Genomic DNA, 21,538 nt, shown 5'->3' with positions numbered 1-21,538 from the left:
CGCATGCCCGACACCCCCGCCGCCACCCCGCGTGCCCGCGTCCGGGTACCGCTGCGCTTCCACGACGGTTTCGCGGTCGACGCCGATCTGGTCACGTTCCACGGTCTGACGGACGGCCGGGAACACCTGGCCGTCGTCCTCGGCGAGCCCGGCCCCCGCCCGCTCGTCCGGCTGCACTCCGAGTGCCTGACCGGCGACGTCCTCGGCTCGGCCCGCTGCGACTGCGGCCCCCAGCTGCGCGAGGCGGTCGAACGCATAGCCGAGCGGGGAGGCGTCCTGCTCTACCTCCGCCAGGAGGGCCGCGGCATCGGCCTGTACAACAAGCTCGACGCCTACGCCCTCCAGGACCAGGGCCTGGACACCTACGAGGCGAACGCCGCGCTGGGCCTGCCGGAGGACGCCCGGGACTACACGGCCGCCGCCCAGATGCTGCGGGCCCTGGACATCACGGCCCTCGACCTGCTGTCCAACAACCCGGACAAGGCGGGCCAGCTGCGCGCGCTGGGCATCGACGTGCACGACCGTGTGCCGACGGGCGTCTTCACCACCCCGCACAACGTCCGCTACCTCCGCGCGAAGGTGCTCCAGACGCAGCACACGCTGCCGCTGGCGGACCTCACGGGACGCGGCGTCGGCTGACACCGGCCCGCCTTCGGCTGACCCGCGCCCACCCTCGGCGGCCGCGCGCCCGCCCTCGGCCGCCACGCGCCCGCCGCGCGCTGGTTCTCACCGGCGGGCGAAGGGCCCGTCGAGCGCGGCCCACTGGAGCAGCATGATCGTCTTGGCGTCGGCGACGGCGCCGGTGCGGATCAGGTCGAGCGCCTCACCGAAGGGCAGTTCCACGACGGTGATGTCCTCGCCCTCCTCGGCCACCCCGGCGGTGTCCGCGCCGGGCGTCGACCCGTCGTAGGGCGCGGCGAAGAAACTCAGGCGTTCGGTGACGGAGCCGGGGCTCATGTAGGCGTCGAAGACATGCTCGACCTCGTGGACGGTCCGCCCGGTCTCCTCCTGCGCCTCCCGACGGATCGCCTCCCGCGGCTCGTCGCCGTCCAGCAGCCCGGCCGCGGTCTCCAGCAGCATGCCGTCGGGGTGCCCGTTGACGTAGGCGGGCAGCCGGAACTGACGGGTCAGCAGGACCGTACGGCGTGCGGGGTCGTAGAGCAGGATCGTCGCGCCGTCGCCCCGGTCGTAGGTCTCGCGCCGCTCGCGGCTCCAGTGGCCGTCGCCGTGCCGGTAGTCGAAGGTGGTGCGGCGCAGCACCGACCAGTCGCAGGCGAGGACCTCGACGTCGAGGACGCGGACGCGGGGGTTGCCCGTCAGGTCGCGGCCGTGGCGGTCGAGTCCGGTCCGGCCGCGGGGGTCGGGGATGTCGATGCCCGGGCGGCCCTCGCGGATGTCCCCGGTCATCGTCCGCCGCCGAACGGGATGCCGGCGATCTCGGTGTAGACGTCCTTGCCCTGCGCACGGGCCCGGGCCACCATCCGGTCGGCGCCCTCGGAGGGCCCGCCGATGCGCAGGACGGCGTCGCAGCGGTCGAGGAGGCGTTCGGCGACGGGGTGGAACAGCTCCGCGAAGAGCGGGTCGTCGGGGCCGGTGCTGCCGGCCGTCTCCAGGAGGGGCAGCGCGAGCGCCTCACCGGTGACGGGCAGGTGCCCGGCGCGGTAGAGGGTGAGGGCGGCCTCGTTCATGGCCCGTACGTTCGCGGCGAGCTTGGCGGGGTCGTCGCCGGTGCCCGAGCGGTACGGGCCGGCGACGAGGATCATCAGGGGGGTCACGGGACCTCCTTCGGAGGCTGAGGGTTTTTGGGGGCTTGAGGGCTCACACGAGCAGCGTCTCGACGCCCGCCTCCCGCAGGGCGTCCAGGGTCTGCGGGCCGCCGGGATGGGTGGCGGGGTCGGCCGCGGCGGCGTCGGTGACGAAGGTGTGCACGGCGTCGAGCGGGGCGACCTGGCTGAACGCGCGGACGCCCAGCTTGGTCGCGTCGGCCACGGCGACCGTGCGGCCGGCCTGGCCGAGCCCCGCCTGCTTCACGGCCGCGTCGTCCAGGGAGAACTCGGACCAGCCGTGTGCGGCGTGCACCCCGCCGATGGACATCACGAACACGTCGAACGCCAGCGACTCCAGCGTGCGCAGCGCCAACGGCCCCACGAAGGACCGCTCCCCCGGCCGTGACCGCCCGCCGACGACCAGCAACTCGATCCCCGGCCGGTCGGCGAGCCGCACCGCCGCCTGCACACTGAGCACGGCGACCGTCAACGGCCCGCGCGCGGCGAGGTGTTCGGCGACGTGCACGGTGGTGGTCCCGGCGTCGAGCAGCACCCGCGCCCCCGGCTCCACCAGGTCGGCGACGGCCGCCCCGAGCCGGTCCTTGGTGGCGGTCTGCCACCCGGCCCGCGCCTCGAACCCGCCCCCCTCCTCCCGCGCCCGGTCGGCAACGGCCCCGCCGTGCACCCTGCGCACGAGGCCCTGCTTCTCCAGCGCGTCGAGATCCCGGCGCACGGTCATCTCGGACACCCCGAGCCGCTGCGCGAGCTCGGCGACGGAGACGCGCCCTTCGGCGCCCTGGACGAGGCGGAGGGTCAGGTCGAGACGGTTGGCTACACCCATGCAGGCATTTCTACCATGCGGATGTGCGAATAAACATCTCGCTGTTCAGCTCGACCCTCCCGGCTGGCCGTCACCGCCGCCCGGCACCGGGAGGCGCATCCCCCGCGACTTTGCGACCCGCAGGGCATCGACCAGGCACTCGGCCAAACGGAGACCTGCGTACCGCACCTCGGTGTACGGCGAGAGCGGGTCGCCCAGCACCCTGCGGGCGAGGCCGAGCACATCGGCGCCCATGGCGAGCTGCGTGGCCTCCATCTCGTCGGCGAGGCGGGACACGTATCCGCCACCGCCGCCTGCGACCAGGTAGCAGGGCTTGCCGTCGGGGGACTGCCAAGGCAGCAGGCGAGGTGTGGTGGAGGCCGTCGCGGGGTCGGTCATGTGCTCCATCAGGCGGCCACCTCCCGCACGCCGATCACATGCCGGTCGAGGCCGATCCCGAGATCGGCGGCGAGGAAGGGCCGCATGAGAGCGGAGTCGGCGCCGTCGAGGCGGGTGACGAGCCCGTAGGGGGAGCGGTGGCGGGGGAGGGACGGGGTCTGGGGTGCGGAGGCCGCTACGGCGGGGAGGTGGGGCCGAGGGGCGGACCGACCCCGGGCCCGACGCCGCTCGCCCGTGCCCGGGGCGAAGAGAAGACGCAGCCCTTCGAGGGCGCGGCGGATAAGGTCGTGCATGTCGACGCTCCTTCTTCAGCGTTGGCCGTGCCCCGGGAGGTCTGGCCACCTCGCCGGGGCTTTGCCTTCCGACCATACCGACAACCGCGTCCCCCTGCACCCCACTACGTCATACTGCGTCCCACCGCGTCGGGACGCGTTCCGCCCCTGCGCTGTGCGTCGGGCTGCGGCACGGTGGAGGGATGAGTGAGCTTCCGCGCTACGAGTACGTGAAACTCGCCGACGCGATCGCGTCAGACATCGCGTCCGGCAAGTTGCCGCAGGGGGCCGCCCTGCCGGGCGAGCGGGCCATGACGGATCTGTACGGCGTGAGCATCGGCACCGTGCGCCGCGCCGTCGTCGAACTCCGGAAGCGTGGGCTCGTCGCGACACTGCCCGCGAAGGGGACGTACGTCATCGGGATGCCTGACCAGCCCGCGGACAGCGATCCGCAAGCCTGAGAAACGGCAGCGCCCCCGGCTCGAAGTACTCCTGAGCCGGGGGCGTTCCGGTAGGCCCTGTGGGACTCGAACCCACAACCAATGGACTAAAAGTCCTGGCCAAGGCTTGCCGGGTGGTTCCGGACGCTGATTCGGCGTCCGGAACGGCCTGGTCAGAGCATGTGGACCGTGATGCGCGGTGCGGCTCGTGACGGCTCGTGCCGCACCATCCGCTCACGCATCGCTCACGCAAAAGAGCCTGCTGAACAGCGTGTTTCTACCAACGCGAGCGCAGCACTACTGCTTCAAAATGCTCATGATCTCGGCTGCCTTGGCGATCGCGACCCGCGGCCCGTATGCGGCCGCCGCACCCACCACGGCTGCAGCGGACCACGCGCTTGGTGCCGGTGAAGCGGCGGATGGCAGGCTGCACGCTCTGCACGGCGAGCTCGCCGGTGAGGGTCCTGTCGGCGCGGGCGGGGCGGAGGACGTCGCGCTGCACGGCGTGGATTGTGTCCGGGTCGGGGCCGCCCTCGGCCACGGCCTCCCGGCCTGGGGCGCCCCCTGGCGCTGGGCCTCCTCCGCCACCCCCGGGGCGGAGGCACCCGAAGTCCGGCCTGGAGTCGGACTCGGGGTACTACTGGCTCCGCCAGGAAGTAGCGTGGTCAGAAGCGAGGCGCATCCCGTGTTCGCGCCGGATCCCGAACGGGTGGTCCTCATGACCGACTCCGACACATCCCCTGATCCCCGGCATCTGCCGAGTGGCATCCATCAGACCGTACGACCGGGGTGCGCGCTGCTTCGGCTGGCGACGACGACATCACGCGAAGGGGTTCTCGACGGGGCGTGGTGGCCGAGATCCCATGACATCGGTGCGGAGTTGCCGGCACTGCTGGATGCGCTCACGGAGCACCTCGGCCCCCTGAGCCGGGTCGGGCTGGACACCACGGCCTGGGAGGGGCTCCCCACACGGATCGCCGTCGACGACCGCGTGGTACATGTGGACTCCTTCCCGGTGGGTGATGACACCATCTTGATCACCCGGGGCGACAGAGACCACTTCTCGCTGCTGGTCGTCCCACCGGATGCGACACCTGAGGCCGCCCGCGCGGCGATGACCCAGGCCGTCCTGGCCGGCAACGTCAGCTCTGCGGAGCAGATCCTCATCGACACAGGAGGCGGGCAGACGACGGCGGGCTGATGAGTCACCGCATACCGGGGGAGACCCAGCGGTCCGGTCAGCCGCGCCACTCCACCAGGAGCAACGTTGCGTCGTCCGTGGTCTGTCCGCCCCGCGCCCGCATGAGTGTGTGCGACAGGGAGCGCGCCACCGCCCGGACCCCACGGCCAGCCCCCTCCAGCCCATTCACCCAGTCGATCAACTGCTCCTCCCCGAACTGCTCCTCGCCCGCCGCGTGCTCCTCGATCAGCCCGTCGGTGAAGCACAGGATGCGGTCTCCCCGCTCCAGGCCCAGCGCACTGATCTCCGGTTCCGCACCACCCAGGCCCACCGGCAGCGTCGTCGGCGCGACGAGCCGGCCCGTGACACGGTGGTCGCGGACGAGTATCGGCGCGGGGTGGCCGGCGTTGACCCACTGCAGGTGGCCCGTAGCCGTGTCCAGCCGCATCATCTGAGCGGTGACGAAGTGCTCGGTGCCGAACTGTTTCGCCACGGCGTCGTCCATGAAGGCGTAGATCTCCGTCAGGCCGGTGCCGAGGCGGCGGGCGTGGCGGTAGGCGCCGATGGCCACGGTGGCCATGGTGGCCGCGTCGAGGCCGTGTCCCATCGCGTCGATCATGGCCAGGTGGAGGACGTCGCCGTTGAGCGCGTAGTCGAAGCTGTCCCCCGCCACGTCGTACGCGGGCTCCAGGACTCCGGCCAGGGCGACGCGCGGCATGATCATGGCCAGGGGTGGCAGCAGAGACCACTGGATCTCGGCGGCCACGCTCATCGGTTCACCGCGGCGGGTACGGAAGAACAGGTCGGAGTATCCGTGCTTGGTCACCAGCAGGTCGGCCACCAGACCAGAGAGCCGGCGCAGGATGCGACGCACGTCGTCATCGGCGCGGTTCAGCGTCACGGCCAGGACACCGACCTGGTCGCCGCCGTCCAGCAGCGGCACGTGGATCCGTAGCCCGTCTTCCCAGGGCAGCTCCACGGACACCGCGTCGAGAAAGCAGTGGCCCGCGGCGGAGTCGTCGATCACCAGCGGCTCTCCGTCCGCGAGGCCCTCGCCAGGTAGGGGTACGAGCAGCAGTTGGCTGTAGTCCTGCAACAGGATCTGCGGGCAGCGGCCCCCCAGCCGCTCCACCACCTCGGCGACCAGCGGGCCGATGAGGTGGGGTGGCAGCTCGTGCGCGCGATCGAGGACCGCCCCCAGCAGGGCTTCCCCGAAGCTCTCGGAGCGGTCCGTGCGCGGCTCGGCCGTCATTCCCTCACCCGACGGATCCACTCGAACCCGGGCGGCGGATATGGCCGGCGAAGGAAGCTGCCCGTTCCATCACTCCATCATCAGCCGTTCCGTTCTCCGGCGCTCTCCGCGCCGACACCGCCCTCGTCCCGGGCGAGGACGCGCTCAGCCGACAGCGTGTTCCAGGGATCGGCGGCGGCGGTCATCAGCCGACCGGCTGTTCCGACCGGCTCGTCGGGCGGGACGACCAGCAGTTCCCAGCGTCCGACGGTGCCGCAGTCCAGGGTGATGGCATGCGCCTCCTCGGCGTCGTCGCTCAGGACGACCTCGATCACATGGTCGGGCGCCGGCACCGTCTGCGGCGCGTCAGGCCAGGCTGCAGCGCCCACCGTGACGCGGGTGACCGTACCGTGGCCGGGGTCCAGCGAGCCCACGAGCGCCGGCAGCTCCAGGGCCAGGGCGTCACAACGCGGCCACCACGCTCCGTCCAGTGGACCATGGCTGGCCTCCGGTGTGAGGCTCAGCCGCGACAGGGGCATCGTGTACGTGTGCGCGTCATCCTGGGGTGTACCTCCGGCGGGCGGTGTGACGGATTCCATCGTGCGATCCCGTCCCGGGTAGCCAAGCCGCTGCCCTCGTTCGTCACTCGCCGGGAACGGCGCCGCCCGGAGCGTGCGCCCGACATGCTCTCGGTACGACCCAGGGTACGCTCGGCCTGGGCGGGCGTAGCCGAGGCGCCGGTACCGGCCTGCTCTCCCGGCACAACACCAGTAGGCAGGGCGCGCCCCGACCGGGCAGCCCTACCATCTCCCCGCAGTTCCGCCAGCCCCAGGACTCGAAGGCGGCCTGCCCGGCCTGGTCTGCCGGATGGAGCAGGACGACTCCGAGGGCGGCGTGCCGGTCGGCCAGCAGACGCTGTTGCAGACTGCGGCCGATGTCTCTGTACTGGGCGTGGTGATGTGCCACGACCTGGGTGAGGAGCATGAACCAGGCACAGCCGGTGAGCCGTTGGACGCTCTCCTGCAACCCGCGCTCGGAGCGGGCACCTGGGCCCACCGGAAATCCGAAGGCGCACCCCACCAGCACCGTCGTCTCGGCGACCAGCAGCGCGAAGCCGGGCCGTCGGGAGCTGACGGCAAGCCGGTCCAAGAACGCGTCCCGCTGTCGGTCCGCATGCGCGGACAAGCCCGCAGCGGGCTCCACAACCAGGTCGGCGATGTCCTCACTCATCCCCTCCGCCTGCTCGCGGGTGAGGCGGCGCAGCCGGACACCGTCCTTGACGACTGGTCGACCGGTGCGGTCACCGGCCCCCTGCTGCTCGTCGGCCGACGGAGACGCGCCCGGCGGGTCGTTGAGCAGAGAGGCGGAGTCGGTGACGGCGAGGAGCCGGGCGATCTGCGCGCACGGATGGCGCAGTCGCAAGCAGGGGTGCACCCGGTCGGCGCGCTCCGATGCCGTCAGGAAGACGTCCAAGCCCTTGGCGTCACAGGATCCGACGGTGGCGAGATCGACGTCGATGGCGGTCATGCCGTCGCGCAGGCACTGCTCCAGCGCGGCGCGCAACAGGGGAGCCGTCGCCGGACCTATCGCGCCGACGAGCGTGACGAGGGCCCGCTCTCCCCGATCACGCCGGTGGATGTCCAGCCGCTGCCCGACCATCACGCCACCCCGCGGTAGGAAAGCGCTACGACTGGCAGGGGCTGCCAAGTTGCTGTCATCGCGGCGGACATGATGCTCCGACCCGTCTCCGACCCGTCCGCTCGGGCGGCCCGGAATTCGTCTAGTGACCGAGCACACCGCCTGCCGACCGGTCCAAGGACGCATCCGCAGCAGACGACCCGCCCGTGGGGCGCTCTGCCTGACCCCATACCTACGGGGTAACCACCGAGCCCGGACCCAAGCACGTTCCGCAGACCACGGGCACTTCCGCTCACGCATCGCTCACGCACGCGCCCGAAAACGAGACAGCGCCCGAGCCAGCCGAAGCCGACCCGAGCGCCGCGTGGCAGGTCAGAGGGGATGAACCCCGCCTGCCAGCCGTAGGCCCTGTGGGACTCGAACCCACAACCAATGGATTAAAAGTCCACTGCTCTGCCAATTGAGCTAAGGGCCCAGGCGATGTTGCCACCCCGAGCATAGCCGGAGGAGGCCGTGTCTCCGATCGGGTATCGGGGACACGGCCCTGCCGGAAGCGGAGATAAGGTCACGGATCCGTCGTTTCGGCCACCGGCCGCGCTCCGGCGACCTCGCCGGAGACCTCCCCGGCGGTCGGGTCGGCGGCCGGGCCGGCGGGGGCGGGCCGCAGGAACCAGTGCCGGGCGGAGACGATCCACCAGGCGGCGGCGAAGCCCAGGACGACCAGGACGGCTACGGGGGCGTAGTTGAAGGTCTCCCAGGTGACCGGGGAGACCTGGGGCAGCATGAACAGGACGGTGATGACGGCCACCCAGGTCACCGACACCACCCCCACGGCCCGGGACCACCGGCCGAGGTGCCAGGGCCCCCGGTCGAAGGCGTCGCCCTTGCGCAGCCGCAGCAGCGTGGGGATGACGTAGGCGATGTAGAGGCCGATCACGGCGATCGAGGTGACCGCCGCGTACGCCGTGACGTTGATCAGGTACGGCAGGCCGAGGAGCAGGGCGCCGCCGGCCGCCAGCCAGACCGCCGCGACGGGCGTGCGGGAGACGGGGTCGACGGTGCGCCAGACCCGGGAGAAGGGCAGGGCGCCGTCGCGGGAGAAGGCGTAGATCATGCGGCTGTTGGCCGTCACGGAGGCCATGCCGCAGAAGAGCTGGGCGCCGATCACGACGAGCAGCAGCAGTTTGCCCGCCGTCGCGCCGAGCGCGTCGAGGAGGATCTGGGCGGGCGGTGCGCCGGTCGGGGAGGTGAGGGCGCCCTCGTACGACTGGATCGCGAAGGTGAAGCCGAGGAGGAGGACGAAGCCGGCGATCCACGACGTCCAGATGGACCGGACGATGCCCTTCGGGCCGGCCGTGGACGCGTCGCGGGTCTCCTCCGTCATGTGGGCGGAGGCGTCGTAGCCGGTGAAGGTGTACTGGGCCATGAGGAGGCCGAGCAGGACGACGTACGCCCCGCTGCCCCAGCCGGTGTGGTTGACGAACTCGCCGAAGACGAAGGACGCCGGCCGGTGCCGGTCGGGGACGACGGCGAGCGCGCCGACGATGACCGCCACGCCGATCACGTGCCACCACACACTCACGCTGTTCAGCAGGGCGACGATGCGCACGCCGAAGGTGTTGAGCAGGCCGTGCAGCAGCAGGATGCCCGCGAAGAGCAGGATCGTCCGGCCGGGCGTCACCTCGAAGCCGAACTGGAGGTTCAGGTAGGCGCCGAGGAAGGAGGCGGCCCCGAAGTCGATGCCGGCCGTCACGGCCACCTGGCCGAGCACGTTGAACCAGCCCGTGAACCAGGCCCAGGCCGCGGCCGTCCGCGCCGGAGCCAGGCGGTGGGCCCAGAAGTACAGGCCGGCCGAGGTCGGGTACGCCGAGCAGATCTCGGCCATCGACATCCCGACGAAGAGGGTCATCAGGCCGACGGCGATCCAGCCCCAGGTGATCACCGCCGGGCCGCCGGTGTTCATGCCGAACAGGTACAGCGTCAGGCAGCCGGACAGGACGGAGATGATCGTGAACGAGACCGCGTAGTTGGAGAACGCCGACATGCGGCGGGCGAGGACCTGCGTGTAACCGAGCTGGGCCAGCCGTTCCTCGTCGGACGGCCCTCCCGCTCTGGCGTCATCTGTCATGCCCCCAGCAATTCCCTCGCCGGAGGCGTGACACACGTCACAACGTGACCGGAAACCGGCCCGGCCCCGCACGGAGAACGCCGTGGCCCCCCACCGAGGAGTCGGTGGGGGGCCACGGCGTTCACTCACACGGGCCGACGCGGGCAACCGCTGCGGTCAGCCGTTGTGGTCAGCCGTTGCGGTCAACCACTGTGGTCAACCGCTGTGGTCAACCGCTGTGGTCAACCGCTGCGGGTCAGCCGTTGCGCTTCCAGCGCGGCTTGTCCTCGCGGCGCCCGAAGGAACCGCCGCCGCGGTGGTCGTCACGACGGCCGTTGGGACGGTCGTGGCCGGCGGCACGGAAGCCGGGGCGGTCATCGCGGCGGTCACGGTTGAACGGACGGTCGCTGCCCCGGTGACCGGCGCGCTCGTCACGGCCGCGGAAGCCGCCCCGGTCGTCACGGCGCTCGAACGAACGGCCGCCGCGGTCGTCGCGGTTGAAGCCGCGCTCACGGTCCCGGTCCCGGTCGAACGGACGACGGTCGTCACGGCGCTCGAAGCCACGGCCGCCGCGGTCGTCACGGCGCTCGAACGAACGGCCACCGCGGTCGTCGCGGTTGAAGCCGCGCTCACGGTCCCGGTCCCGGTCGAACGGACGACGGTCGTCACGGCGCTCGAACGAACGGCCGCCCCGGTCGTCACGGTCCCGGCCGAAACCACGGTCGCGGTCACGGTCACGGTCGCGGTCACGGTTGAAGCCACCGCGGTCACCGCGGTCACCGCGGTCGTCCCGGCGGAACCCGCCCCGGTCGTCCCGGCGCTCGAAGGAACGCTCGCGGTCCCGCTCGAAGGGCCGCCGCTCCCGCCGCTCGTACGACGACGAAGCCGACGCCCGCTCCTCACGGTCACCCCGGTCGCTCCGGTCGCTCCGGTCGATGTCCCGCGCGGCCGGCTGCTCCGGCACGGAGACCTCGGCCACCGGCGACGCCTCGACGGCCTCCACGGCAGCCGCCTGCGCCTCGGCCACCGCGGCCTCGGGGTCCTCGCCCCGCTCACGGGCGACCCGGGCCACCAGCCGGTCGGCGTCCTCCCGCAGCTCGGCCGCACGGCGCTGCGCACGCTCCAGCTGCTTGGTGAGCTGGGCGACCTCGCGCTCGGCCTGCTGCGCGGCGTTGCCCGCCGACTCGGCCTGGACCTCGGTCATCGACCGGGCGCCGGTGATCTCGGCGACCTCCGGATCGAAGGCCGCACCGCCCTGGATGATGTGACGCCCGGCGTCGACGCCGGCGTCCTCCATCAGGCGGAAGATCTGGCGGCGCTGGTGCGGCAGGGACAGCGAGACGACCGTGCCCGTGCGCCCGGCGCGCGCCGTACGGCCGGCGCGGTGCAGGTAGTCCTTGTGGTCACCGGCCGGGTCCACGTTCAGGACCAGGTCGATGCCGTCGACGTGGATGCCGCGCGCGGCGACGTCCGTCGCGACCAGGACGTTGACGTAACCGTCCTTGAAGTCGGCCAGGGTGCGGGTGCGCGCGCCCTGGGTCATGCCGCCGTGCAGCGCGTCCGCCTTCACGCCCGATTCGCGCAGCTGCTCGGCGACCCGGTCGGCGCCCAGCTGGGTGCGGACGAAGATGATCGTGCGGCCCTTGCGGGAGGCGATCGCGGCCGTGACCGGCGCCTTGTCCTTCGGCTTCACGATGAGGATGTGGTGCGACATCGTCGTGACGGCGCCCTGGGCGGCGTCGACCTCGTGGCTGACCGGGTCCTTCAGGTACCGGTCGACGAGGGTCTTGATCTCGTTCTCCATCGTCGCGGAGAACAGCATCCGCTGGCCGCCCGCCGGAACCTGGTCCAGCAGCTCCGTCACCTCGGGCAGGAAGCCCAGGTCGGACATCTGGTCGGCCTCGTCGAGAACAGTGATCCGCACGTCCTCCAGGGAGCAGGCGCCGCGGTTGATGATGTCGCGCAGACGGCCGGGGGTGGCGACCAGGATGTCGACGCCGCGCTCCAGGGCGTAGATCTGGTTGCCCATCGACGTACCGCCGCAGACGACCTTCATCCGCAGGCCGAGGACGTCACCGTACGGCTGGAGCGCGTCGGCGACCTGCATCGCCAGTTCGCGCGTCGGGGTCAGGATGACCGCGCGCGGCTTGTGCTTCTCGGTGCGGCCGCCGGCCAGCGTGGCCAGGGTCGGCAGACCGAAGGAGAGGGTCTTGCCGGAGCCGGTGCGGCCACGGCCGAGGATGTCCTTGCCGGCCAGGGCGTCCGGGATGGTCGCCGCCTGGATCGGGAAGGGGCTGGTCACGCCGTTCTGCGCGAGCTTGCGCACGACGCCCTCGGGCAGACCCAGGTCCGCGAAGGTCACCTGGGGCGCCTCGTCGGCGTCGGCCTCGACGGCCTCGGCGATCGAGACGACCTCGGCGGCCTCGACGGTCGAGACGGCCTGGGCGGTCTCGACGGCCTCCGCGGCCTCGTCGTTCTCGGGCACGACGACGTGATCAGTACGGGAAATGGACATGCGTATGCGAAACCTTCCGGAGTCTCGTCGGCACGCGCCCGTCAACTCCGTGATTCGCAATACGACCGCCTCAATGCGGTCAGCCACGGCAAGGGAGAGTACGCGCCACACGGCGCGCTCTGCGGTGGCGCCGGGCAAATGGGATCAAACGATCTACCACCATACGCACCCACCACCCCCGAAGGCAAACCGAACCCCGTAGACGTAGGTCACACACGGCACCGAACGCCCGGAGCCGGAGCCGGAGCCGGCCGCGCCGGTTACACCGGCGCCCCAGCCTCCGGTGCCGGCTCCCGTTCCACCAGCTGCGGCAACGGCTCCTCGTGGGCCGACGACGACGGTTCCGCGACCGTCGGCTCGGGCGCCGGCGACGGCGGTGGCGGTGGCGGCTCGGGCGACGACGGCGGCTCCGGATCGGCCGACCGCGAGGGCGTGGGCTGCTCCTTCGACGGCTCCGGAGCCCCCGGCTTCTCGCTCCGGCCCGGCCGCGCCCCCGGGGAGGCCGCGGCGCTCGCGCCGGGCGACGCGGGGGAGGCCGAGGGAGCCGCCGATCCGTCCGGCCCGCCCTTCCCGCCGCCGCTGCCGTGCTCGCGCCGGCCGTCACCGCCCGCCGCGCCGAACCCGTGGCCGCCGACCGGCCCGGCGGGCCCGCCGCTCGCCGCCTCGTCGCCCCGGTGCCCCGCCGAACGCGACGGCTCGGTCCGGGTCCCCTCCTCGTCCCCCACGCTCATGCAACCGGCGGCCGCGGCGACGGCCATGACCGTGGCGGCCAGTCGAACGGGTACGTACAAGGGGCGCACGGGCCACCTCCGGAAGCAGAAACAGGAGTCGACCTGCCCAACTCCCGCCGCCCGCAGGAGGACACGCGTCCCGCACGGCGAGGGCTCAGCCGTACCCCAGCGCGTGCAGCCGGGCGTCGTCGATCCCGAAGTGGTGCGCGATCTCGTGCACGACGGTCACCTCCGTCTCCTCGACGACCTCCTCGCGCGTCTCGCACATCCTGAGCGTGGGACCCCGGTAGATCGTGATCCGGTCGGGCAGCACACCCGCGTACCACTCGCCGCGATCCGTCAGCGGAGTCCCCTCGTAGAGACCGAGCAACTCGGGATCGTCCGCCGGCGGCTCGTCCTCCACGAACACGGCGACGTTGTCCATCAGCCGCGTCAGCTCCGGCGGAATCCGGTCCAGCGCCTCGGCGACCAGTTCCTCGAACTCCTCGCGCGTCATCTCCAGCACAGGCTCATTCTCCGGCACGACACCGCCCTACGAGCCACACGAACGGCCCGCATATCCGGGCGCACACTTGGGCATACGGGATCAATGGCCCGCGCCCGCCTCCCCACCGCCCCGCACGCCGTGCACCGCCCGCACCGCCGCCGCTCCCCCCGCACGACCCCCGAACTCGCCGGACGCCCCCGGCCCTGGGCCCGCGCCCTCGGACTCACCGTCGTCGTCCTCCTGGGCGCCTGGCTCGGCCTGCTGGTCGTCGGCGACGTCCGCGCACCCGTCGGCCCCATGAACACGACGATGACCCTGCGCCCCTCCCTCACCGGCGGCACCAAGATCAACGTCTCCCCCCTGGGCGCCCTCCACCTCGACAGCCACACCGCCCCCGTCCGCCTGGACGTCAACGTCGACCAGCTCGACCCCGCCCGCGCCCAGGCCCTCGTGGACCACCCCGAACGCCTCTCCGGACTCCAGGACGAGATCGCCCGCGACGTCGGCCACGGCACCCTCGACCTCGCCGCCCGCTCCTGCGTCGCCGTCGTCACCGGCGCGACCGCCCTCGGTCTCGCCGTCTACCGCCGCCCGCGCCGCGCCCTCGCCGCCGGCGGCCTGGCCCTCGCCCTGCTCGCCGCCTCCGGCGCCACCGCGTACGCCACCTGGAACCCCAAGTCCGTCCTCGAGCCCCGCTTCTCGGGCCTGCTCTCCTCCGCCCCGTCCCTCGTCGGCAGCGCCCGCAGCATCGTCACCGAGTTCGACGTCTACCAGCGCGAACTCGCCCGCCTCGTCACCAACGTGACCAAGCTCTACGACGTGACCTCCACCCTGCCCGTCTACCAGCCCGACCCCACCACGGTCCGCGTCCTGCACGTGTCGGACATCCACCTCAACCCGGCGAGCTGGAAGATCATCGCCTCGCTCGTGGAGCAGTACAAGGTCGACGTCATCGTCGACTCCGGCGACACCATGGACCACGGCACCGCGGCCGAGAACGGCTTCCTCGACCCCATCGCCGACCTCGGCGCGCCGTACGTCTGGGTGCGCGGCAACCACGACTCGGCCCTGACCCAGCGCTACCTCGACGGAATGAAGAACGTCCACGTCCTCGACGACGGCCGCGCGGTCACCCTCGCGGGCCTGCGCTTCGCCGGCATCGGCGACCCCCGGTTCACCCCCGACCGCTCCACCGCCCCGGGCGGCGAGGACGTCCAGGAAGCGGCCGGCGACCGCCTCGCGGACGCGCTGCGCGCCCAGCGGGCCGCGGGCACCCCCGTCGACGTGGCCGTCGCCCACGAACCCTCCGCCGCCCGCCGCACCGACGGCGAGGTCCCCCTCGCCCTGGCCGGCCACCTCCACCACGCGGACATGGAGGTCCTGAAGAAGGGCACCCGGCTGCGCACCGAGGGCTCCACGGGCGGCAGCGGCCTGCGCGCCGTCGAGGGGACGTACCCCGACCCCATCGAGGCGTCGATCCTCTACTTCGACCGCGACACCCGCCGCCTCCAGGCCTGGGACGCGATCAAGCTGGGCGGCCTGGGCCTGACGACGGCCGAGGTCAGCCGCCACCTCCCCAAGGAGAACCAGCCGGGAGCCACCCCTTCCCCCACGTCCACCGCCACCTCCTCCCCCGCGCCCTCCGGCACCGCTCCGTAAACCGTTTTGGCGATACCTCCCGCCATCCCATATGCTTCTCACGTCCCCGACGCGCTGAGAAGCGCCCAGGCGGGCCGATAGCCCTCATCGTCTAGCGGCCTAGGACGCCGCCCTTTCAAGGCGGTAGCACGGGTTCGAATCCCGTTGGGGGCACGCAACACCGTGTGCGACACTGTCGTACACAACAGCTTGGTCCTGTGGAGCAGTTTGGAGTGCTCGCCACCCTGTCAAGGTGGAGGCCGCGGGTTCAAATCCCGTCAGGACCGCTGAGGTTCCCTTGGGAACCTCGTGGCTGGGTAGCTCAGTTGGTACGAGCGTCCGCCTGAAAAGCGGAAGGTCGCCGGTTCGACCCCGGCCCCAGCCACAACCGCTGAACAGCGGAAAGACCCCCGTCGGGAAACCGGCGGGGGTCTTTCGTGTGTGCGGACCGCGCCTGCCCGTGCCGCGCACGGCGCGAAGACGCAGTCCGCGTCGACCGGAAGATCACTTGACCGCGAAGCCGGCCCAGAGCCCTGCCGTCCCGACGATCAGGGCTCCGGCGGCCGCACCCGCCAGAGCGATCCACAACTGCTTACGGGTTTCCGAACTCAGCTTCCGCACTTCGCTCTCGTTCCGCGGAACGATGCGAACCGTTCCGGTGCGATACGCGAAGGTGCTGTTGAATCCGAAGGTGACGAAGCATGCGCCGAGGAAGGACGCCAGGGCCGCCCGCCAATCACCGAAGACGAAAAACGAAGACGCCGCCAAGGCGATTCCACTGATCAGGAGAACGACGTCATGAGTACCGTCGAGCCACTGATAACCTCCCCGGAGGCTGCGTTTGGCGTCGACGAATTTCTTGATCCCCTCCGCCACCGCTTTCCCTTCGGCATCGGAGGCCTGAGCGGACACATCGGCGTTCTCCGACCAGAGGTCGACCGAGATCAAGGGCGCCTCCACCGAGATCCGGACCCGCTGCAGTTCACTGAGGGTGGCGTCCCTCAGGTCCCCGGGTGCGTCCGCAGTCGCGTCCCGTGCCGTGATCCGCACCTCGGCCGCCTCGGTGTCCAGACTGTCGGCCCGCTCCTTGGCCGCCTTCACCAGTGTTGTGTGAATCAGCTCGACATCGTTCAAATAGAGCCTCGAAGGACCCAGCCGGTATCGCACGAATCCCGGGTCGCCCTGTTGTGAGATCTCGATTTCTCGATGTAACGCCATCCGCCCCTCCCCCGTATGCGACCCATTCGAGTCGATCACGCATTATACGAACACCCGGCACCATGCACCATCCTTCGGATTGACATTCACCAGCCGTCGATCAATTGGATAGATATGACCGTCCAGCTGAACGGGACAGGGCGGTATGAGATCGATTCCGATCGGAACAGACCCCGTCTTTCCCGTTCACCGGCCTGGCACCGGCGGCCCGTCCGGCGGTACCGGGTCTCTCCGTCCCCGCAGGCCGGATGCCGGGGGGGCACGGGGAAGGCCGGCCCCGGAGCAGTCACCCGCACCCGCCCCACCCCACGAACCGCCCCCCCGACCGGAGGCAAAAGCGTTCGCCACGTTTTTCTCCGGGATGAGATCCTGGATCGCGTATGTCTACGCACCCTGCCCCCGCCCTGGGCGCCCTCGCCCCCCGCCTGGCCGAGTTGTCCCTGCGTGACGCGCACCGGCTCGGGCGCAGGCTCGAAGGCGCACGCAAGATCCGCAAGCCGGAGGGCCGGGCCGCCGTTCTCGCCGAGATCGAGGCGGAGGTCGCCCAGGCCGAGGAGCGGATGGGAGCACGGCGCGCCCGTGTGCCCGCCGTGACCTATCCGGAGCAGCTCCCCGTCAGCCAGCGCAAGGACGCGATCGCCGACGCCATCCGCGATCACCAGGTCGTCATCGTCGCCGGTGAGACCGGGTCCGGCAAGACGACCCAGATCCCGAAGATCTGCCTGGAGCTCGGGCGGGGCGTGCGCGGGATGATCGGGCACACCCAGCCCCGCCGGATCGCCGCCCGGACCGTCGCCGAGCGGGTGGCCGACGAGCTGCGGACGCCGCTCGGGGAGGCCGTCGGCTGGAAGGTGCGCTTCACCGACCAGGTGAACCCGGACGCCACCTTCGTGAAGCTGATGACGGACGGCATCCTGCTCGCCGAGATCCAGACCGACCGCGAGCTGCGCGCCTACGACACGATCATCATCGACGAGGCCCACGAACGGTCCCTCAACATCGACTTTCTGCTGGGCTACCTCGCCCGGCTGCTGCCGCGCAGGCCCGACCTGAAGGTCGTCATCACCTCCGCGACCATCGACCCCGAACGGTTCTCCCGGCACTTCGGGGACGCGCCGATCATCGAGGTCAGCGGCCGGACGTATCCCGTGGAGGTGCGCTACCGGCCGCTCCTGGAGGAGGACTCCGAGGACACCGACCGGGACCAGATCACCGCGATCACCGAAGCCGTCGAGGAGCTGATGGGAGAGGGGCGGGGCGACATCCTCGTCTTCCTCTCCGGCGAGCGGGAGATCCGGGACACCGCGGACGCGCTGGAGAAGAAGAAGTACCGGTTCACCGAAGTGCTGCCGCTGTACGCCCGGCTGTCGCACGCCGAGCAGCACCGCGTCTTCCAGCCGCACACCGGACGCAGGATCGTTCTGGCCACGAACGTCGCCGAGACCTCCCTGACCGTGCCGGGCATCAAGTACGTCATCGATCCCGGCTTCGCCCGGATCAGCCGCTACAGCCACCGCACCAAGGTGCAGCGGCTGCCCATCGAGCCGGTCTCGCAGGCCAGCGCCAACCAGCGCAAGGGCCGCTGCGGACGGACCAGCGACGGTATCTGCATCCGGCTGTACTCCGAGGACGACTTCACCGCCCGTCCGGAGTTCACGGACGCGGAGATCCTGCGCACCAACCTGGCCTCCGTCATCCTCCAGATGACCGCGGCCGGCCTCGGCGACATCGACAAGTTCCCGTTCATCGACCCGCCGGACCACCGCAACATCCGGGACGGCGTGCAGCTGCTCCAGGAGCTGGGCGCGCTCGACCCGGAGCAGAAGGACCCGCGCAAGCGGCTCACCCAGACCGGCCGGAAGCTGGCCCAGCTGCCCGTCGACCCGCGACTGGCCCGGATGGTCCTGGAGGCCGAGAAGAACGGCTGTGCCCGCGAGGTCATGGTGATAGCCGCCGCGCTCTCCATCCAGGACCCACGGGAACGCCCGGCCGACAAGCAGACCCAGGCCGACCAGCAGCACGCCCGCTTCCGGGACGAGACGAGCGACTTCCTCGCCTACCTCAACCTGTGGCGGTACGTCCGCGAGCAGCAGCGGGAGCGCGGCTCGTCGTCCTTCCGCCGCATGTGCCGCCAGGAGTTCCTCAACTTCCTGCGCATCCGCGAATGGCAGGACATCTACACCCAGCTCCGCACGGTCGCCAAGCAGATGGGCATCCACCTCAACGAGCAGGACGCCTCCGGCGACAGCGTCCACGTCTCCCTCCTCGCCGGCCTGCTGTCCCACATCGGGATGAAGGACGTGAAGGACGGCAACAAGAACGAGTACCTCGGCGCCCGAAGCGCCAAGTTCGCGATCTTCCCCGGCTCGGCGCTGTTCAAGAAGCAGCCGCGGTTCGTGATGTCGGCGGAGCTGGTGGAGACCAGCCGCCTGTGGGCCCGCGTCAACGCGAAGATCGAACCGGAGTGGATCGAGCCGCTCGCCGGGCACCTGCTGAAGCGGACCTACAGCGAGCCGCACTGGGAGAAGGACCAGGCGGCGGTGATGGCGTACGAGAAGGTCACGCTGTACGGCGTGCCGATCGTCGCGCAGCGCAAGGTGAACTACGGGCGGATCGAGCCCGAGGTCTCCCGGGAGCTGTTCCTGCGCAACGCCCTGGTGGAGGGCGACTGGCGCACCCACCACAAGTTCTTCGCCGACAACCGCAAGCTGCTCAGCGAGGTCGAGGAGCTGGAGAACCGGGCCCGGCGCCGGGACATCGTGGTCGATGACGAGACGCTGTTCGACTTCTACGACCAGCGGGTGCCCGAGCACGTGGTGTCCGGCGCCCACTTCGACTCCTGGTGGAAGCGCAAGCGGCACGAACAGCCCGACTTCCTGGACTTCGAGCGGGAGATGCTCATCCGGGAGTCGGCGGAGGCGGTCACCAAGGCCGACTACCCCGACACATGGCAGCAGGGGCAGCTGAAGTTCCGGGTCACGTACCAGTTCGAGCCGGGCGCGGACGCGGACGGGGTGACCGTCCACATCCCGCTCCAGGTGCTCAACCAGGTCACGGACGAGGGCTTCGACTGGCAGATCCCCGGTCTGCGGGAAGAGGTCGTCACCGAGCTGATCCGCTCCCTGCCGAAGCCGGTCCGCCGCAACTACGTGCCGGCGCCGAACTTCGCCAAGCGGTTCCTGGACCGGGCTGTGCCTCTTCAGGAGCCGCTCACCACGGCGATGGCGCGTGAGCTGAAGCGGATGGTCGGCGTCCCCTTCGAGGCGGACGACTTCGACTGGTCCAGGATCCCCGACCACCTGAAGATCACCTTCCGGATCGTCGACGAGCGCCGCCGCAAACTGGCCGAGGACAAGGACCTCGAGGTCCTGCGGCTGCGGCTGAAGCCGAAGGCCCGCCAGGCCCTCTCCCAGGCCGCCGCGGCCACCGCCGAGCGCCGGGGCGGTGAGTCCCTGGAGCGTTCGGGCCTGTCCGACTGGACGATCGGATCGCTCACCCGCGTCTTCGAGACCCGCCGGGCCGGCCAGCCGGTGAAGGCGTACCCGGCGCTGGTCGACGACGGCGACACCGTGTCCGTACGCCTCTTCGACACGGAGGCGGAGCAGGCGGAGGCGATGTGGAAGGGCACGCGCCGGCTGATCCTGCGCAACATCCCGGTCAACCCGGCGAAGTTCGCGTCCGAAAAGCTGACCAACGCTCAGAAGCTCGCCCTCTCGGCGAATCCGCACGGCTCCGTCCAGGCGCTGTTCGACGACTGCGCGATGGCGGCGGCCGACCGGCTGATCGGCGACTTCGGCGGCCCGGCGTGGGACGAGGAGTCGTACCGGAAGCTCTACGACAAGGTGCGCGCCGAGATCGTGGACGTGACCGTACGCACGGTCGGCCAGGTGCAGCAGGTGCTGGCCGCCTGGCAGGCCTGTGAGCGTCGCCTGAAGGCCGTGAACAGCCCCACGCTGCTGGCGAACCTGACGGACGTGCGCAAGCAGCTGGACGCGCTCGTACGGCCGGGCTTCGTGACGCAGACGGGGCTGCGCCGGCTGCCGGACCTGATGCGGTACCTGGTGGCCGCGGACCGGCGCCTCCAGCAGATGCCGACCAACGTCCAGCGGGACACCACCCGTATGGAGAAGGTCCACGAGATGCAGGACGAGTACGCGTGGCTGCTGGAGCAGTTGCCCCAGGGCCGCCCGGTCCCGTCCGCCGTCCTGGACATCCGCTGGATGATCGAGGAGCTCCGGGTCAGCTATTTCGCCCACGCGCTGGGCACGGCGTACCCGGTCTCCGACAAGCGGATCGTGAAGGCGATCGACGCGGCGGTGCCGTGACGGTCCCGGTGCGGAGGGTGAGTTCGACCAAGGGGCTCACCCTCCTGTACAGTCCTTCTCGCAGCACAACGCAACACCAAGTGCCGCGAAACCTGGTCCTGTGGAGCAGTTTGGAGTGCTCGCCACCCTGTCAAGGTGGAGGCCGCGGGTTCAAATCCCGTCAGGACCGCAGTATCGAGAGCCCGGGTCTTCGGACCCGGGCTCTCGTGTGTTCCGGCTCCGGCTCCGGTTCGGAATTGGAACCGGGAGCCGGGTCCAGTCCCGGGGCCACGGCCGGTCGGCGAACGCAGGGCCGTACCCGCCGGGCGGACGCACCGCGGGGCCGTTCCGGCGGACGCACCGCGGGGCCGTTCCGGCGGACGCACCGCGGGGCCGTTCCGGCGGACGCACCGCGGGGCCGTTCCGGCCGGTGCGAGGGACTCCGTACGGGCTCGCCGTCGCCGTGCACGCGCCGCGCTCCCTTGACGGCGTCACATTCGCCCGGTACCCCAGAGTTCAGGGCTCTGTTCCCCGCGTGGACCTCTCGGAGGTGGCGTATGGCGGCATCGGCCAGGCACGAGACGCGAGCGTTGCTCCGCGCGCATCTGTCGGCCGCGTCGTCCTACCGACATCGGACCCGTCACTGCCCGATCTGCCACCGCCTGCTGCGGCTGGCGATGGACGGCGCTCCACGGGCCGCCCAAGCCCCCCAGGAGGCCGCCGAGGGGGACGGCGCCCCGTCGACGTGACCGCGGGCGGAACGGCAGACGGAACGGCGTCCGGCGCGGTGAC

19 protein-coding genes and 5 tRNA genes are annotated in these 21,538 nt (G+C 71.2%); 10 read left to right on the top strand and 14 right to left on the bottom strand.

What is annotated here, in order from left to right; genetic code table 11:
- The first annotated feature begins 3 nt into the window (after positions 1-3).
- Positions 4-639, top strand: a complete 636-nt coding sequence (gene ribA / locus ACIP67_RS17135; RefSeq protein WP_401692482.1) for a GTP cyclohydrolase II — start codon at positions 4-6, stop codon at positions 637-639.
- Between the two features lie 87 nt (positions 640-726).
- On the opposite strand, the gene ACIP67_RS17130 is transcribed toward ribA, so the two are convergent.
- The 5 genes from ACIP67_RS17130 to ACIP67_RS17110 are packed head-to-tail and all read right to left on the bottom strand — an operon-like array spanning position 727 to position 3,278.
- Entirely contained in the window at positions 727-1,407 is a 681-nt protein-coding gene (locus tag ACIP67_RS17130) for an NUDIX domain-containing protein (protein ID WP_401692481.1), read from the bottom strand.
- Complete coding sequence (locus ACIP67_RS17125; RefSeq protein ID WP_401692536.1) at positions 1,404-1,763, bottom strand: DUF4406 domain-containing protein; 360 nt, start codon at positions 1,761-1,763, stop codon at positions 1,404-1,406. The genes ACIP67_RS17130 and ACIP67_RS17125 overlap by 4 nt, the downstream gene beginning before the upstream one ends.
- 55 nt (positions 1,764-1,818) lie before the next feature.
- The gene (locus ACIP67_RS17120) at positions 1,819-2,607 is read right to left on the bottom strand and encodes a DeoR/GlpR family DNA-binding transcription regulator (RefSeq protein WP_401692480.1); all 789 of its coding nucleotides are present in this window, start codon (positions 2,605-2,607) and stop codon (positions 1,819-1,821) included.
- A gap of 45 nt (positions 2,608-2,652) precedes the next feature.
- The gene (locus ACIP67_RS17115) at positions 2,653-2,994 is read right to left on the bottom strand and encodes a hypothetical protein (RefSeq protein WP_401692479.1); all 342 of its coding nucleotides are present in this window, start codon (positions 2,992-2,994) and stop codon (positions 2,653-2,655) included.
- Positions 2,994-3,278, bottom strand: coding sequence for a hypothetical protein (locus tag ACIP67_RS17110; protein ID WP_401692478.1), 285 nt, complete (start codon positions 3,276-3,278; stop codon positions 2,994-2,996). Before ACIP67_RS17110 ends, ACIP67_RS17115 begins: the two co-directional genes overlap by 1 nt.
- A gap of 182 nt (positions 3,279-3,460) precedes the next feature.
- Here ACIP67_RS17110 and ACIP67_RS17105 point away from each other — a divergent pair, with 182 nt between their 5' ends.
- Entirely contained in the window at positions 3,461-3,718 is a 258-nt protein-coding gene (locus ACIP67_RS17105; protein ID WP_401692476.1) for a winged helix-turn-helix domain-containing protein, read from the top strand.
- Positions 3,719-4,415: 697 nt separating this feature from the next.
- Positions 4,416-4,898, top strand: coding sequence for a DUF5994 family protein (locus tag ACIP67_RS17100; RefSeq protein ID WP_401692475.1), 483 nt, complete (start codon positions 4,416-4,418; stop codon positions 4,896-4,898).
- Between the two features lie 37 nt (positions 4,899-4,935).
- Here the strand turns inward: ACIP67_RS17100 and ACIP67_RS17095 are convergent, their stop codons facing one another.
- From ACIP67_RS17095 to ACIP67_RS17060, 8 genes are all read right to left on the bottom strand, one after another.
- Positions 4,936-6,129, bottom strand: coding sequence for a PP2C family protein-serine/threonine phosphatase (locus ACIP67_RS17095; RefSeq protein WP_401692474.1), 1,194 nt, complete (start codon positions 6,127-6,129; stop codon positions 4,936-4,938).
- 80 nt (positions 6,130-6,209) lie between these two features.
- On the bottom strand, positions 6,210-6,647 hold the full coding sequence (locus tag ACIP67_RS17090) for a DUF5994 family protein (RefSeq protein WP_401692473.1): 438 nt from the start codon (positions 6,645-6,647) through the stop codon (positions 6,210-6,212).
- 103 nt (positions 6,648-6,750) lie between these two features.
- Positions 6,751-7,767 (bottom strand): STAS domain-containing protein, encoded by a 1,017-nt coding sequence (locus ACIP67_RS17085; protein ID WP_401692472.1) that lies wholly within the window; start codon positions 7,765-7,767, stop codon positions 6,751-6,753.
- Positions 7,768-8,148: 381 nt separating this feature from the next.
- Positions 8,149-8,221 (bottom strand) — tRNA-Lys (locus ACIP67_RS17080).
- Positions 8,222-8,311: 90 nt separating this feature from the next.
- Positions 8,312-9,874, bottom strand: coding sequence for an amino acid permease (locus ACIP67_RS17075; protein WP_401692471.1), 1,563 nt, complete (start codon positions 9,872-9,874; stop codon positions 8,312-8,314).
- Between the two features lie 235 nt (positions 9,875-10,109).
- Positions 10,110-12,368 carry a DEAD/DEAH box helicase gene (locus ACIP67_RS17070; RefSeq protein ID WP_401692470.1) on the bottom strand — a complete coding sequence of 753 codons (2,259 nt, stop codon included), beginning with the start codon at positions 12,366-12,368 and terminating at the stop codon, positions 10,110-10,112.
- Between the two features lie 260 nt (positions 12,369-12,628).
- On the bottom strand, positions 12,629-13,168 hold the full coding sequence (locus tag ACIP67_RS17065; protein WP_401692469.1) for a hypothetical protein: 540 nt from the start codon (positions 13,166-13,168) through the stop codon (positions 12,629-12,631).
- An 85-nt stretch (positions 13,169-13,253) separates the two neighbouring features.
- Entirely contained in the window at positions 13,254-13,604 is a 351-nt protein-coding gene (locus tag ACIP67_RS17060; RefSeq protein WP_003999986.1) for a metallopeptidase family protein, read from the bottom strand.
- Positions 13,605-13,688: 84 nt separating this feature from the next.
- Between ACIP67_RS17060 and ACIP67_RS17055 the strand changes: the two genes are divergently transcribed.
- The 4 genes from ACIP67_RS17055 to ACIP67_RS17040 all read left to right on the top strand — a co-directional run bounded on the left by ACIP67_RS17055 (position 13,689) and on the right by ACIP67_RS17040 (position 15,609).
- Positions 13,689-15,245 carry a metallophosphoesterase gene (locus ACIP67_RS17055; RefSeq protein ID WP_401692467.1) on the top strand — a complete coding sequence of 519 codons (1,557 nt, stop codon included), beginning with the start codon at positions 13,689-13,691 and terminating at the stop codon, positions 15,243-15,245.
- An 80-nt stretch (positions 15,246-15,325) separates the two neighbouring features.
- Positions 15,326-15,398 (top strand) — tRNA-Glu (locus ACIP67_RS17050).
- Positions 15,399-15,436: 38 nt separating this feature from the next.
- Positions 15,437-15,511: transfer RNA gene (locus tag ACIP67_RS17045), tRNA-Asp, on the top strand.
- Positions 15,512-15,535: 24 nt separating this feature from the next.
- Positions 15,536-15,609 (top strand) — tRNA-Phe (locus ACIP67_RS17040).
- A gap of 119 nt (positions 15,610-15,728) precedes the next feature.
- Here the strand turns inward: ACIP67_RS17040 and ACIP67_RS17035 are convergent.
- Positions 15,729-16,442 carry a hypothetical protein gene (locus tag ACIP67_RS17035; RefSeq protein WP_401692465.1) on the bottom strand — a complete coding sequence of 238 codons (714 nt, stop codon included), beginning with the start codon at positions 16,440-16,442 and terminating at the stop codon, positions 15,729-15,731.
- Positions 16,443-16,822: 380 nt separating this feature from the next.
- Between ACIP67_RS17035 and hrpA the strand changes: the two genes are divergently transcribed.
- The 3 genes from hrpA to ACIP67_RS17020 all read left to right on the top strand — a co-directional run bounded on the left by hrpA (position 16,823) and on the right by ACIP67_RS17020 (position 21,495).
- Positions 16,823-20,767: an ATP-dependent RNA helicase HrpA gene (gene hrpA / locus ACIP67_RS17030; RefSeq protein ID WP_401692464.1), complete on the top strand. Its 3,945-nt coding sequence runs from the start codon at positions 16,823-16,825 to the stop codon at positions 20,765-20,767.
- A gap of 94 nt (positions 20,768-20,861) precedes the next feature.
- Positions 20,862-20,936 (top strand) — tRNA-Asp (locus tag ACIP67_RS17025).
- 367 nt (positions 20,937-21,303) lie between these two features.
- Entirely contained in the window at positions 21,304-21,495 is a 192-nt protein-coding gene (locus ACIP67_RS17020; RefSeq protein WP_401692462.1) for a DUF6274 family protein, read from the top strand.
- The last annotated feature ends 43 nt before the right edge of the window (positions 21,496-21,538 follow it).

This window comes from Streptomyces sp. NPDC088812 (genome assembly GCF_044750285.1).
Classification (GTDB): domain Bacteria; phylum Actinomycetota; class Actinomycetes; order Streptomycetales; family Streptomycetaceae; genus Streptomyces.
The sequence above is the reverse complement of the archived record's forward strand: the minus strand, read 5'-3'. Positions and strand labels throughout refer to the sequence as shown.